Raw genomic sequence first — 15290 nt, forward strand, 5'->3', positions numbered from 1 at the left:
TTCTGCATTTCCAAAGAGTAGATGACGATTTTACAGGGTAATAGGATCCCCGGCCCTTGTACAGGGCAACAATAGTCTTGACAGGGTGAAAAGGCATAATGCACTCGATTATGCCGGGAAGGGTAGATGATTTAAAGAAATTATAAACTCTATCCGGATAGAGAACCAAAGACGGTTTTTAGATGAATAAATAAAGTAAGGTTCACATCGTTTGTCCTTTCTAGTAAGATACCACAAAGCTATGGTTTTCCGAGCCTGATTTCCAAATTTAATAACAAAAATTAATCATAAATAAACGCTTTATAATGACCAGCTTACACAAGCTTATCGGTACCAACCCACCCATCGATCAACCACCCGGTCCCATAGAATGCTCCCCTGCATGCCGATCAACAAGCAAATCCTGTACTGCTTGAATCACCTCTAGTTTACGGACACTGCTTCCGGGACAAGCATGAGTTGTCAACGGGTCCTCCCGGTGTAGCTTAAGCGTATTAGGATCCAATCCAAGAATCGCCGATAAAGTGGCCAGTGCAGCCACCGTGTTCTTAAACACTTTCAAACCCCGGCCCCTGTCAAAATCTTCCCTTTCATAATCACCAAGCATTTCAACACCGAAAGAAACTTTGTTCCAGGAGGGAGAATGCGTACCCGAAACAGTGAGCGGAGTAAACACCCAGATCAGTTTATCGTCAATAAAAAGATGAGGACCAGCCTTCCACCGCTGGGTGTCCCTGTAGAACCGCTCCAGGTTCTTCATATGTTGTTGTGTAAACCCGTTAGGCCTTTGTGCTAAAGAAGGCACTGCAGTATTGTGCAAAACAATGAAAGAAGGCCGCCAGGCAGTCCATGCAAGCTCATGACAATAGCTGTCAAAATCCTTCGGCAAGAATCCTGTTCCGATAATTCCTTTCCAATTAGGCATAGTTTATTTGTTTAAATGTTCTCTTCTGTAAACAGGGCAGGAATAAGGATGTAATAGGCAGGATCTAAAGAGTTGTATGAAATGCAACCGTTAATAAACGGGGAACAATATTCGTATATAAAGCTTATGATTTTTTATTGAAATAACCAAAAAACAACCATAATAATTTTTAAATACAACCGGCACATCTTACTGGTCGTGAATAATATACGATGGCTGGAACGTAGAATTACTATTGTTTTTTAAAAACCACCTGCTTAACTTCATAATAACAGAATGATGATCACATTATCAATTGATTATTGATATCTCCTTTCTTTAATCTACAACACTTGAAAACACCTTCAATTTGTATTCCTCCCATAACCAATTAACGAATCAAATGGCAAAGAATACCAGGAGACCCCAGCGCACCCTCGACGCCCGCCCGGATACTCTGGACTTCAGGGACAGGATGTACGAAGCGACCCTTTTCGAAGTCCCATCAATGATCAGCCTTGACGAGTATAGACAATGGGAAGTGCCCATCCTCGACCAAGGGCAGGAAGGCGCTTGTACCGGCTTTGGCTTGGCCACCGTAGCCAATTATTTGCTCCGCCGGAGAAAGGTCGTGCCCGATCCCAAACCGGTCAGCCCGCGCATGCTCTATGAAATGGCAAAGCGTTATGACGAATGGCCTGGAGAAACCTACAGTGGATCCAGTGCCCGGGGCGCCATGAAGGGCTGGCACAAACACGGCGTATGCGGGCATGAGTGTTGGCCATATGACTTCAAAAAAAAGGACCGGAGACTCACGGATGAAAGAACATCAGATGCACTGCGTCGTCCATTGGGTGCTTACTACCGCGTCAATCATAAAGACCTGGTGGCCATGCACAGCGCTATGGCCGAAGTGGGCATCTTATACGTCACTGGAATGGTACATTCGGGTTGGCAGAAAATAGGCAAAGACGGACTTATTCCACTGGAAGAAACTTTCCTGGGAGGACATGCTTTTGCAATTGTAGCCTATGACAGCCAGGGCTTCTGGATCCAGAACTCCTGGGGGCCGGACTGGGGCATGGATGGCTACGCATTGATCACCTACGACGATTGGCTGCAAAATGGAACAGATGTCTGGGTGGCCCGGCTAGGCGCTCCCGTTACCATGCGCAAAGTGCAGTCAGCGGCCATCAGTCATTCCGCAGCTGCCGGTCAATCCGATGCCTATGCTTATGCAGATTTGCGCCCTCACATCATTAGCCTCGGTAATAACGGCCAACTCAACGCAGGTGGCGACTTTGGTACAACAGCCGATGAGGTGAGAACCATTTTTGAAGAAGACATTCCGCGCGTGACTCAGGACTGGAAGACAAAGCGGATCCTGTTGTATGCTCATGGAGGCCTGGTGTCAGAAACGGCTGCGGTACAGCGACTGGCAGACTACAGGGAGGCACTGCTGGAAGCAGAGGTCTATCCTGTTTCGTTTATTTGGCATAGTGATGCATGGACAACGATCACGAACATACTGCAGGATGCCATTAAAAGAAGACGCCCGGAAGGCTTCCTGGATGCGACCAAGGATTTTATGCTGGACCGCCTGGACGACGCGCTGGAGCCCCTGGCCAGGACCTTGACAGGAAAACTGCAGTGGGATGAAATGAAAGAAAATGCCATGCTGGCCACCGAAATGCAAAATGGCGGTGCCCGTTTGGCCCTGGACTACCTGGCAGCTTTGGCCAAAAAGTTTAAAAATGCATTGGAGATCCATGTCGTAGGACATAGTGCAGGGAGTATTTTCCATGCGCCGCTCGTTAACTTGCTCACTGCAAAAGGCTCGAAGGGCTATGGACTGAAGATCAGTTCTTGCACCCTTTGGGCGCCAGCCTGTACAGTTGATTTGTTCAAACAAGCCTACCTGCCTGCTATTAAAAACAATACGATAGAACGGTGCACGCTCTTTACCTTGACCGACAAAGCAGAGCGGGACGATAACTGCGCAAAGATCTATAACAAATCACTCCTGTATTTGGTCTCTAACGCCTTCGAAGAAAAGCAGCGCATTCCCATCTTCCGGGAAGACGGAATACCCATATTAGGCATGGAAAAGTTCATCAGGAAAGACAAGGACTTATCAGCACTCATCAAAGATAAAAAGATAGACCTGGTATTGGCTCCGAATACAGCCGCCGAAGGCTCTGCCCGCCAATCTACCTGCCGGTCACATGGAAGTTTTGACGACGATAAAGCGACCGTAAATGCAACTTTAGCCCGTATACTGGACAAATCAAGCTCCGAAAAGGACTTTGTCTTCAGCCGCTCCGCCTCTTCTCTGAAAGATACTAGGCGGGCGTTATAACTTTTTAGATCTCGATATGCTTAGGCAGCACGATCATTTCAAGGTCGATCCATCCCTCTTTGCCGATTTCACAAGTAATATAGATGGTTACGGTCTCATTAACATAGTCATTTTCCTCAAGTAATACTTCCACCTTGATCGGGTTGATCTCTTCAACAATGATCTCTTTAGCCTTTTCTAAAATGGTATTGGCACTAATCAGTAAAGAAGGTTTATCGAATATAATATCTTTTACTTCCTTGGTTTTTAAGGTAATGGTCATAAGGGTTGAATTTGGTGTTGATGAAAAAATAGGCAAGCACTTCCTTAAATTAAAGAATTTCTGCTACATAATTCCTTTTTCTACCTCAAACCGCCTTACCTTATCCAAATAATAATGGGTATACCGCTCTTTCGGTGATGCTGATAAATAAGATCCTTCAATCATCTCCATGACTTTATCCGTCTTGCTCAGCAAGTGGTCTATAATAGCAGCCGCTCTTCTGGGCAAAATACCAATACGCCTCGCCAGTTCTTCAAAATGCGGTCTCCCGTAAAATCCATAGCTCTGATAGAAAGGATCTTCCATATCATCCTGGTAAAGTTCCAAAGCTGTATCACTTTCACCCTCGGTGTGCAACACCGTGCACATAAGATCATAAGCAGGTGTCAGCCCATAATCACCATATGGAGTCCTCGTAATGGAGAAGTTTTTCAAATGGGCATCTCCGTTGGAGAAAAGGTAGTTAAACAGGACCAGCCTGAAATATGCTTCCAGTGCCGGCACAGCTGCGGCTATATACTTCCGGATAAGTATACCAATTTCTTCATAACTACCCTCATACTTAAAGTTTTCACCATGGCTTTTCCGGGTCCTGCCACTCAATTGCGCAAAATCTTCCTGCAGGTATCGAATACCCTTGTCTGTTACGATATCAAATCGCCTGGTAATATAAGCAGGAGCTCCATCCTTGAAGCGCAGGAGTGCATTGAAAGCTGTGCTCATGCCATACACCTGGCGTGCGATCTGCATGGTTAGGTGCTCATTCTCCGGAGCCTGGTCTATTAAGGACAATGGCAAAGGAGGTATTGGTTTGAGTATATAAGCACCATTCCTGTCAGTAAGCACGAATTGACCTTCTTCTAGCCGTAATGAATACTTCAACTGTACACCCGAAATCGATAAACGTTTTGTTCTTTCCTGGTACTGGGCAAGATTACTATCATTAGGTGTTTCAAAGGGCAGGACAGCAGCAATGCGAGCCCCATCGAATAGTTCATGGCGGCAACGCCTACAAAAACGTCCTGTTCCTTTTTTATAACATCCTGGACAACTCATTGCATTTCTTTGATAGTGACTGCACCAATGGTATCCTCGCCTGCAGTCTTCAACAGCCGCGTAAAATCATCATCTTCATCAATGCGCAACAACCGGCATTGTATGTCTTTATTCACCCCCTCTGCAAGCAGACCAAAGAAAAAAGGGAATAAGTCTTTACTCTGGTAAACCTGTTGGCTCTTTGGTAAGGTTAAACTAACAGGAGGAAATGCTTCATGAACGAAATAATGATCCTCGTACCTGAACTCATAGGTACTATCTGCTTTCTTTTCCAGGATTCCAGCCAGCTCACCGTTGATATAAACCGCACCCTTAGCCATGGTCCAATTGTTTAACTTCTATTTTCAGTTCCATTCCCAAAACGGAAGCAATCTTTGCGAGGGTCTCAAAGGAAGGATTTCCTGTACCTTGTTCAATGGAATGCAGCGACCGAATGGTCACGCCCGAGATTTCAGCCACGTCCTCTTGTCTCAGTTTTAAAAACTGGCGTCTCTCTTTCAATATGACTCCCATTTCTTCAAGTCCCATCGGAAATATATTGCTGATTCGCACTAAAAATACCCTTTTTCTTGTAATCGCAAATGAAAACCAGAAATATATTTCCGAAAATCACATAGAAAGTAGCAGCCTGGAAGATGTTGCTGAGTGTAAGGTCCCGTTCAGGCTGCATCCAGGTAAAAGTTGGTACCTTGCTCCTTCCACTCTATGTTTTGCTGACTGACACCCCATCTGTACACACTAACACCTTGATTATGACAAAGCAATCCTTTCTCCGGTTAGCAATCCTGCTCTTCTTGATAGTGATAACAATCAACCTAAATACGGTAATCGCACAATCGAATACAAAGTATGGAGCCTACGCGCTAAACGCCAATACCACCGGCACTTACAACAGCGCCTTTGGGTATGCAGCTTTATACAAAAACACCACCGCCAATTCCAATACGGCCATTGGTGCCTGGACATTATATTCCAATAAAACCGGGCTTTACAATACGGCTACAGGCACCAATGCCTTGTTCTCCAACGCAAGCAGTTCTTACAATACAGCCAGTGGTTATAATGCTTTACGAGACAATACCGCCTCTTACAATACAGCTTTTGGTTACCAGGCTTTACGCTATAATACTTCCGGCCATGATAATACAGCTTTGGGTTGGACTGCTTTATACAGTAACACCACCGGCTCTTATAATACGGCAATAGGGGAAGGTGCTGGTCCCTCCTCCTCCGGCCTTTCCAACACGACAGCCTTGGGGCGTTCAGCTACAACTACAGCCTCCAACCAGGTGCGTATCGGCAATAGCGCGGTTACTTCTATCGGGGGTTATGCCAGCTGGTCCAAACTCTCAGATAGCAGGTATAAAAGCAATGTAAAGGAAGATGTACCGGGACTGGCGTTTATTGCCCAGTTAAGACCGGTTACCTACACTGTTGATATAGCAGCCATGGATCAGGCTCTGGCTGCTAGCATGTCAGCGACCAATGAAAGCAGCGAGAAAAAACCGGCACCATTAGCCGAAGAGATGGCATCCCAAGCTGCCAGTGCCAAAGTCATTCATACAGGCTTTATGGCCCAGGAAGTAGAGGAGATAGCCCAAAAGCTGCACTATGAATTTAGCGGCCTAGACAAGCCCAAAAACGAAGCAGATTTCTATGGCCTCAGATATGCTGAATTTGTAGTACCCCTGGTCAAAGCCGTACAGGAATTGAACGCCATGAACAAACAACTCAAAGAAGAAGTAAATGCCTTAAAAAGCAACAATAAACAATTAGAACAGCGGCTTACAAAACTGGAAGCACTAATAACCAGGAACAATATCAACGACGCTCCAACAGACAGCAACAAACTGGTTATCGCCAGGTAAAATGTTTTCCTTAAAACTCATAAATAAATATTTCCATGAACTAAAAATCTTCTCTATATTTAGAATGCTTTTACCTCCCCACCTTATAAAACGTCCAGCCGTATTTTATTGAAATAGTCTATTAAATCCCACCGGCAAAATCCCTTAATTATAAACCAAAAACCAAAGGAGGTCAACATGAGTAAGTTATCTTTTCTCTGCATTCTTTTGATGGCAGTTGTTAGTGTTTCATTTACAACACCCGGTTCTGAAAGACCATTATTAACCTTAAAAGCGCCACCCCCTGCTATCGCGTTCACCACAAATGAATTCATAGATGTTAGTATAGAAGTTCCCATTCCATGTGCAGGAGACCTTGTTACTTTAGAAGGCACACTGCACTTACAAATGCACGTTACGATTAACGGCAATAACATTATTGTAAAGGAACATTTCCAACCACAAGGAATAACAGGTATCGGTATTTCGGGAAAAAAATACCAGGCAACAGGAGTGACACAAGATATCTTTAAAGGCTCATTGCAAAATGAACAAGTTTCTTTTACGAGTATCAATAACTTTAGAATTATAGGTCAAGGCCCCGGTAACAACTACTTGGTTCATCAGACAATACACACCACAATTAATGCCAATGGTGAAGTCACATCAGAAGTAGACAATTCAAGCGTTGAATGCAAGTAAGTACCTGGTGATAACCCATTCCCTTATTTTTCTTATAAACAGCAAGCAGTCTAATTTCTTTAAGTGAAGGATTAGACTGCTTATTCAATGGCAAAGGAGGTGGTAAGATCCGTAAAGGCCGTATGACTGCAATTGTTGTCTTTGTCATAGCCTTCAACAAATTTCTTTGCAGTTACTACAGGTGTTTAAAATAAGTAGGGGCCTGGAAAAGCCCCTTTTGGTTTTTAACGAATGCTGTCACATGAGAAAAGTTCTGCTCTTTGAGCCTGCTTAGTTATTTTTTAATATCCAATATTTTGTAATAGTGATTCCTGTTTTGAACCGGTGAATTGTTTTTTGAATGCCCTTGGTGTCAGGCCATTTATTTCCTTGAAGTATTTATTAAAATTGGAGATGTTGTTATACCCGCTATGGTAGCAGGCCTCCGTTACATTATGTTTGCCTTCCATTAACAACTTAGCCGCATGGCCAATCCTTACTTCCTTGACAAAATCGATTAAGGTGCGGTTGGTCCTGGCCTTAAAAAAACGGCAGAATGCAGCTGGTGCCATGGGCAGGATGCCGGCTACTTCCTGCAAACTGATCTCCTCTTTAAAGTTGTTGAAGATATAGTCAAATACCTTATTGAGCCTCTGTGCTTCACTCGAATACTCAATATTTTTGAAAGAAGAGGAGGATAATATCTGGCTGGTATCGGATTGCGCCAATTCTTCCAGCAATTGCAACATCAGCGATGCCCTTTTTAAGCCAGTTTCATACAGCATTTCCTTCATCAACTGTTTAGCCCTTGTTACGGTATCACCCGAAAAGAAAATCCCTTTGGAAGCTTTCGCAAACAGCTCATTCAAAGGTTTGGCCTCCGGTCTTTCCAGTAATTGTTGCCCCAGGAAATCCGGGAAAAAATGGATGACAGTAGCCTGCGGCTGCACCTTGGGATCCGTGGCTTTATCAATCTGCCAGCAATGCGGCAGGTAACTGCCCAGCAACACCAATTCAGGTCCTTCAAATTCCTGTATGCGGTCGCCTATAAAGCGTTTGCCACTGCAGTTTTCGATGAATGCGATCTCAAAGTTTTCATGAGATCGCAGGGAAGCATATTTTTTTATTGCTAACATTTCCGATCTGATCGTAAAAGATTGATCGGGTGGGAAAGTGAAATGCTCATAGATGATCTGCATAACAAATAATCTCTTTAATATGACATAAATCAAATAAGTAATGAAATAAGTAGGGGCCTGGAAAAGCCCCTACGATTCTAAAACAATGTTTAATTACCATTTATGTGAAACTATTTTAACGGATCGAATGTTCCGCCCCATTCATTGTTTTGTTGAGCAGGATCACTAGCGAAGTTCTTTTGCCAATCATTCAATGCTATTGGATAGAACCAGTTAGCGTTTGGCAGGTTATAGACGTTAACAGGATTGTTAGTAACTTCTTTTTTAAATTCTAAATGGAAGTTAGCACGCACTGCATCTGTTTGGATATTTTGAGTCCAGTCAAAATCGGTTTTCTTTGTTAATGGAGCATTTGAAGTGTTATGAACAACAAAAAGGTTAGATAAATTTTGTTTAGCGTTCAATATGTCAAAACGCTTCAACCTGCGAAGATTATCCCATCTTTTACTTTCCTGGCAGAATTCAGCAAGGCGCTCACTCATCATTAAATTACGTACAGATGCTTGAGTTGAATACACATCAAGACCATAGCCGTAGGTACCACCACCTTTGGTAATACCACCTCTTTGACGAAGAGCAGCAAGCAAGGTCAATGCTTCCTGGTAATTGTGCCCACCTGAGTTAAGCTCATTAGCACATTCTGCAAGATTCATCAACACTTCTGCAAAACGGATTTCTATAAAGTTATTTCCTCCCTTTTGTTGAGATGTTACCTGGTCAGTACCCGGAGTAACCGCTTTCAGAGGATAAAAACATCCATAAATCGAATACGCACCAGGACTTCCCGCCGTTTGAACCGATGCCATTTCATACAATTTTCCACTACTATTATATCCGAATGCAGTCCAAAAATTTTGACCTCCTGGCAAGGTTAAAGAAGGATAAGGCATACCCGGTACAGAAACAGATGCATAAAAACGCGGATCCATATTCTTAACGATATCGGTTAATACAGTAGCATTATAGGTTGCATCTGTTCTTAACCGTGCTGTATCTACTCCGGTAGCTGTGCCCATTTCCATAGACGTACCGTCTTTTCTTGGGAAAGAGAGAAGCTGCCATACCGTTGGCATGCATTGACAGGCGTTACCTTGCGACATACCCGGTCCCATAAGCGTATTCATACTATAGGCATGGTCTGGATAATAATAGTTGTTGTACATGATCGCCTCAGTATTCCCCGTTCCTTTAGTTTGCCAGATTTGGTTGTATGTTGGGAAAAGACCATATCCTGCTACTACACAAGTATCATAGGCAGCTTTACAGGCATCATAAGCTTTTTGCCAACGAGCCGGGTCGTTAGTAGTGTTAAACAAAGGGCTTGCATACCACATCAGGATTCTTCCTTTGAATGCCAGGGCAGCACATTTGTCAATACGTCCGTAATCAGGTCCGCTGCTCCATCTTCTTGGCAAAATAGAAATTGCCTTATCCAAATCTGCAAGGATACTATCCATACATTTTGAAGTAGCACTTCTTTTTACAAACAAAGAATTTACATCGGCTGCATTTTGAGGCTTCCTGATAAGAGGAACACCGCCCACAGTTTTTACCAAATTCCAATAATGCCATGCTCTCCAGAAAAGGCCTTGACCTTGCATTTGGTCGTTAGCTGTTGGGGTGAGCACTGTTGAAGAAACTGTAGGCAACTTATCCAACATAAAATTAATCTTGTCTATGTTGCCATAGCTAAAACCCACACCTACACCGGAAACATTGATATTGATACCTTTGCAAAAAGCCGACAGAGCAGGACCATTTGATGACATTGACTCATCGCTATTGTCTGATCCAAAGTTCCAACCCGGCATTGAGTTGGCATAGATATCATTCAAATAAGCGTTAATCATGTTCTTATCATTCCATACATTGTCAGGATTAAGGCCGTTTACATTCTGAAAATCAAGTTCCGGCTTGCAGGCAGTAAAGCCTAAGCATAGGATCATAAAATAAACCATGAAGGCTATTTTAGATCGAAATTTTAATAATTTATACATGAAAATCAATTTAATCGTTTTTAAAATTTAACATTAGCACCTACACTGAAAGTCCTCATGATTGGATAAGTAACACCACTCCATCCACCGCCATTCTCAGGATCAAACCATTTGAATTTGGACAGGTAGAATAAGTTAGTACCTGAAACAAAGAATCTGAATCCCTGGATGGCATTGCCCAATGGTTTTTTGAACGAATGATTATAGGCAACATTCAGATTTTTCAGTCTAATGAAGCTTGCATCCTGGTACCAATAATTAGTATTGCTGATACTATAGGATCTGAGATCTCTGATCACCACCATTGGCAACTTGGCATTAGGATTTTCAGGTGTCCATGAGTCTGTCATCCATACTTTATTCATGTTCTGGAATGCTTGGTTACCAATATAATAGTCGGCAACTGAATAATAGTTTCTAACATATTTAGCTAAACCGCTAAATGTGGCGTCAATAGAAATTCCCTTCCACTCACCACCTAAGTTGAGACCATATACGATAGGATTGGCATTATTATAAAGAACCTTTTGGTCATAATTATTAATGACTCCGTCCTTAACACCATTGGGTCCACTGATATCTTCATACACCATCGACCCTAAGCGTATTTTATCATTACCGTTACCTGGATTAACATAGTTAGGATTATCTTTTTTGAATGCATCAAGCTGCTCCTGTGTTCTGATGATGTAAGCCCCATAACCTGCAATATAGCTTCGATCTTTACCTACAGGAACTTGCCATGGCAAATTGCTGGTAGCATAATCTGCTTTCTTCACTTCGTTCCATCCGTAGGAACCTGTTAGGTTTGCATACCAGTTAACATGGCCGCTTTTTTGTTTCCAACCCACATTTAAATCAATACCTTGGGCATCTACAATACCATAGTTTTCACTAGGCTTTGTTAAACTAAAGGTGGTTGGCATAGAGTTTTGTCTTGAACCCAGGACGTCATAGGTATGTGATTGCCAAACATCGATACTACCTGAAAGATGATTGATCAATTCATAATCAACACCAATGTTATAATTCAGCGTCTTTTCCCAGGTTAAATCAGGATTAACCAAAGCACCATATCTAACGCCTACAGCCGCTGAGGCAGAAGGTGCCCCCAAAAAGTAAGTGCTTCCTGTTGCATAGCTTTGTTGCCATTGCCAGCCACCTACAGCATCATTACCTGTAATACCTGTAGATGCTCTTAGTTTTAAATTGGTAATAGTTTTGTTATTCGCTAAGAACTTTTCTTTTGATAGAATCCAGCCAACTGAACCTGCTGGGAATGTACCCCATCTTTTGTCTGGAGCAAACTGCATAGATCCATCTTGACGAACAGAGAATGATGCCAGGTATTTACCTGCATAAGAATAGTTCATCTGTCCAACAAATGAAGCACGGCCATTATCAGCATCCGTTACACCACCTGCACCAGTTGATGCATTGATGGCATCTCTGTTGGTTGCCCACCATTGGTCAGTTTGATACACAGGAAATCCTTGTGCACTGGCACTAAAACCACTTTGCCCCCAATTCGCCTTTTCATAAACCAACGCTGCATTTACAGAGTGTTGTCCAAAAGTACGGTCGTAAGTAGCCTGTAAGTTGGTCTGCCTGTTGTATCCCCAGTTCGCTCTTCCAGATAAGCCCCAAAAATTAGTACTAGTGTAAGAACTAGTCAGAACACTATTATCTGAATTTACGATATGACTATTGGGACCGGAAAAAATGGGGTACCAAAAAGTACCACGCTTATCAAATCCTTTATATCGCGTATTTGACCAATCAGCCGAATAAGTACCTTTTACACTTAAACCTTTAACCCAGGGAAGTTTGTATGTGAGTGCAAAAGTACCCTGGGGGTCCTGGAAATAGGTATGTTGATAGCCGAGTATGCCATCTACTTCAGCAGCCGGATTTCCGTAAGCCCAACCTGATGTTAAGTATCTGTCTCCCTGATCCGATATCATCGGAAAACGGTTGAATGACACCCTCAATTTGGTATAGGTTCCATCTGTTCCTTCTACAGGTGTTGCAGATGTATAGGCGTTAGCCATAGAAAAGCCAGCATATAATTGAAGGTTGTTAGTGACGTCGGCAGTAACATTTAATCGAACATTCCATCTTTTATAGTCTGTTGATTTCATAAAACCACCCTGATCAAAATAATTTACAGAACCAAAATACTTTACTCTGTCAGAACCACCCTGGACAGTTAAGTTATGGTTTGCAATAAATGGGGTTCTCCAAATCTTATCTAAGGCATCATAATTATGCGTTTTTGCCCATTCTAACTCTTCAGGAGCCCAGGCATCACCTGATACAGGTGGAGTTCCAGTATTAGCATACGCTTGATTAATAAGCGCTCCGGTTTCAGCCAGGCTAGTTAACTTAACTTCTCCCTGGCGATAATCACCTGAATAGCTGGTTGTAAAATTAAAAGTCGGTTTTCCTGAAGCACCTCTTTTGGTGGTAACAACCAATACGCCACCGGCTGCACGAGCTCCATAAACAGCTGCTGCAGCAGCATCTTTAAGTACAGTTACTGATTCAATTTCACCTGCACTAAGATTTTGGAAAGCCTGTTGTCCATTAGTGTTACTTCCGCCGTTGTAAATCACACCGTCAATTACATATAAAACAGGCTGGCTGTTCCATGAAGAGTTGGTGCGGATAGAAACACTGGCCTGAGCACCTGGTATGCCCCTGGGTGTATTAACCGAAACACCGGCTAACTTTCCTGCTAAAAGTTCCGCAGCACCACTAACAGGCAATTCGTTCATGGACTCACTAAATTTTGTAGTGGCTACAGCACTGGATAATAGTGCTTTCTTTTGGATGGTATAACCTACTACCACAATATCCTGCTGTTGGGCAGCAGAGATCAACATGGTGATATTCAAATTGGATTTTCCTTTAATACTCACTTCGGAATTTTCCATTCCTATATAAGAAACAACCAACGTTGATGCATTTTCAGGAACACTGATAACGAACTCTCCTTGATCATTGGTTACCGTGCCCTTGGTGGAACCCTTGACCATCACACTTGCTCCAGCCAGCGGTTTACCGTCTGCATCTTTTACAACCCCTTTGATGGGACCAACTTCAGCAATCACCTCGGGTGAACTACTTTTTTCAGGAGTTTCTGGTTTGGCTTCTGGTTTGGTATTCACAACAATGGTGTTATACCGGATATCGAAGTTCACCGGCTGCTCCTTAAAGCAAATATTGAGCGCCGACGCTAAGTCAACATTTTTTACCGAAACAGTTACAGGCTTCGTTTTTTTGAGCAGTTCAGGGTTATAAAGCACATCATATCCGGTTTGGTTTTTGACAACGTCAAAAACAGCCTCAAGTGACATGTTTTTACCACAAATAGAAACCTTCTGGGAGTAAGTTTTGGCACTTACCTGCAAACAGGCTGCAAACAAGAAAAAAACAGACATTTTCATATAAAGCATCATTTTGGCTGGCAAATCGTTTCCTGGCCGAAAGGCATTGCCTTTAGCATTTTCATACATACTTTTGATAAGTTTTTGGATTACTAGAGTTTTTCTTTTTTGAACAGAAGCAGAACATCGGTAGTCAAAACCTCAGAGAATCTTGCCCCCGCAGGATTCTCTTTTTTTTAAACTACCTCTTCGTAGTTTTTTCATTTACAAGGGCATAAGCAATCGTTTTTAAGTGAATAAGAGGGTTTATGTAAACTCTTCGATCAGTAATGGCAACGCATCTATTTCGACATGACGGTCATGTCCCTGCCCTTCAGTTCAAAATGTATCCGCCCGTCTAATTCTAAAATTTCTACCAGCTTTTCAATATTGTCTTTTTTGGATATGCTTCCGGAAAATAGAATTCCCGACAAGTCTCCCTTATAATGGATGTCTACATCATACCAACGGGATATTTGGCGCATGATGGCTTTGGCATCAGTCTTACGGAAAAGGAATTTCCCATTTTTCCAGGCCAGTACTTCTTCCAGGTCCGGTTGGGTGATAGCATAACTATTCTTGCCTAAACGGGATTGCTCGCCCGGCCGGAGCACCGCCGAAACGGCACCACTGCTCACTTGCACAGAGCCTTCTATTAGTGTGGTGCGCACAGGGCCTTCGTCAGCATAGGCATTGATATTAAAATGAGTGCCCAATACGGTAGTCTTATTTCCCATGGCGTCCACAACAAAGGGAACCCTTTTGCCGCCTGCTTGAACTTGATGAGCCACTTCAAAATAAGCCTCTCCGGTTATGGTTACGGTGCGTTCGTCGCCTGTAAAACTGGTAGGAAACGTGATAGAAGAAGCCGAATTAAGCCAGACCGCAGTGCCATCCGGTAGCGTTACCTGGTACTGCCCCCCACGCGGAGTAGATATGGTGTTATATACAGGTTTTGAATCAGGGGCCGCTGATGGGGAACCGTCATTATAAGCCAGCTTGCCATCCTGTAATTTGATCACTTGTACGTTTTCCTCTTTGCCGATCACCCCATTGGCAACGCTATCCAATATTACCTGGCTGCCATCAGAAAGTGTCAGTATGGCCCTGTTTCCTCCCGGCACTACTTTCACGGCCCTGCTGATTTGCACGGGCGCACTTGCTGGCGTTCTATTGCTCGATAGATACCAGCCTGTACCGGCAATGGCAAAAAATAAAATAGCCGCAGCAGCCCATCGCATGGCCTTAAGCTGGAAAATACGAACCACCGGCGTGGCGGCTTGAACCGGTTCAACATTTAATCCTTGTATTTTTGAAAAGATGCGCTCTTTCGCACTAGTAACATCATATTGCTCTAATGCCAACAAATCATGAGCAATGTCTGCCGCATTGATTTCCTCTGCAAGCTGATGGTTTGCTTCACTGCGGTTCTTCCAGTCATCCAATTCAGCCTGTTCCGCTTCTGAAAGTCCGCCGATCCAGCTTTTCTTGATCAGGCCCGTTATATATATGATTTCATCAACCCTGTTTTGTTCCATCAGTGTTTACTTATAAGCT

Annotated in this window: 12 protein-coding genes; 3 read left to right on the top strand and 9 right to left on the bottom strand. The window is 43.2% G+C overall.

The features are described from left to right. Positions 1–349 precede the first annotated feature (349 nt). The gene (locus OCK74_RS12280) at positions 350–925 is read right to left on the bottom strand and encodes an N-acetylmuramoyl-L-alanine amidase (RefSeq protein WP_279297340.1); all 576 of its coding nucleotides are present in this window, start codon (positions 923–925) and stop codon (positions 350–352) included. 382 nt (positions 926–1307) lie between these two features. Here OCK74_RS12280 and OCK74_RS12285 point away from each other — a divergent pair, with 382 nt between their 5' ends. Then, on the top strand, positions 1308–3263 hold the full coding sequence (locus OCK74_RS12285) for a C1 family peptidase (protein ID WP_279297341.1): 1956 nt from the start codon (positions 1308–1310) through the stop codon (positions 3261–3263). 4 nt (positions 3264–3267) lie between these two features. Here the strand turns inward: OCK74_RS12285 and OCK74_RS12290 are convergent, their stop codons facing one another. From OCK74_RS12290 to OCK74_RS12305, 4 genes are all read right to left on the bottom strand, one after another. Then, on the bottom strand, positions 3268–3525 hold the full coding sequence (locus OCK74_RS12290) for a hypothetical protein (protein WP_279297342.1): 258 nt from the start codon (positions 3523–3525) through the stop codon (positions 3268–3270). Between the two features lie 63 nt (positions 3526–3588). Further along, positions 3589–4581, bottom strand: coding sequence for a type II toxin-antitoxin system HipA family toxin (locus tag OCK74_RS12295; protein WP_279297343.1), 993 nt, complete (start codon positions 4579–4581; stop codon positions 3589–3591). Beyond that, positions 4578–4901 carry a HipA N-terminal domain-containing protein gene (locus OCK74_RS12300; RefSeq protein ID WP_279297344.1) on the bottom strand — a complete coding sequence of 108 codons (324 nt, stop codon included), beginning with the start codon at positions 4899–4901 and terminating at the stop codon, positions 4578–4580. The genes OCK74_RS12295 and OCK74_RS12300 overlap by 4 nt, the downstream gene beginning before the upstream one ends. After that, positions 4894–5133 (bottom strand): helix-turn-helix domain-containing protein, encoded by a 240-nt coding sequence (locus OCK74_RS12305; RefSeq protein WP_279297345.1) that lies wholly within the window; start codon positions 5131–5133, stop codon positions 4894–4896. Before OCK74_RS12305 ends, OCK74_RS12300 begins: the two co-directional genes overlap by 8 nt. Positions 5134–5333: 200 nt before the next feature. Between OCK74_RS12305 and OCK74_RS12310 the strand changes: the two genes are divergently transcribed. Further along, positions 5334–6449, top strand: coding sequence for a tail fiber domain-containing protein (locus tag OCK74_RS12310; RefSeq protein ID WP_279297346.1), 1116 nt, complete (start codon positions 5334–5336; stop codon positions 6447–6449). A 177-nt stretch (positions 6450–6626) separates the two neighbouring features. Continuing rightward, positions 6627–7130 (top strand): hypothetical protein, encoded by a 504-nt coding sequence (locus OCK74_RS12315; protein WP_279297347.1) that lies wholly within the window; start codon positions 6627–6629, stop codon positions 7128–7130. Between the two features lie 281 nt (positions 7131–7411). Here the strand turns inward: OCK74_RS12315 and OCK74_RS12320 are convergent, their stop codons facing one another. The 4 genes from OCK74_RS12320 to OCK74_RS12335 form a co-directional block, all read right to left on the bottom strand. Further along, complete coding sequence (locus OCK74_RS12320; protein WP_279297348.1) at positions 7412–8308, bottom strand: AraC family transcriptional regulator; 897 nt, start codon at positions 8306–8308, stop codon at positions 7412–7414. 110 nt (positions 8309–8418) lie between these two features. Further along, the gene (locus OCK74_RS12325) at positions 8419–10305 is read right to left on the bottom strand and encodes a RagB/SusD family nutrient uptake outer membrane protein (RefSeq protein WP_279297349.1); all 1887 of its coding nucleotides are present in this window, start codon (positions 10303–10305) and stop codon (positions 8419–8421) included. Positions 10306–10325: 20 nt separating this feature from the next. Further along, positions 10326–13823: a SusC/RagA family TonB-linked outer membrane protein gene (locus tag OCK74_RS12330; RefSeq protein WP_279297350.1), complete on the bottom strand. Its 3498-nt coding sequence runs from the start codon at positions 13821–13823 to the stop codon at positions 10326–10328. 212 nt (positions 13824–14035) lie between these two features. Next, positions 14036–15271: a FecR family protein gene (locus OCK74_RS12335; protein WP_279297351.1), complete on the bottom strand. Its 1236-nt coding sequence runs from the start codon at positions 15269–15271 to the stop codon at positions 14036–14038. Positions 15272–15290: the final 19 nt, after the last annotated feature.

The sequence above is a fragment of the Paraflavisolibacter caeni genome (genome assembly GCF_025628885.1).
In the GTDB taxonomy this organism is placed as follows: domain Bacteria; phylum Bacteroidota; class Bacteroidia; order Chitinophagales; family Chitinophagaceae; genus Flavisolibacter; species Flavisolibacter caeni.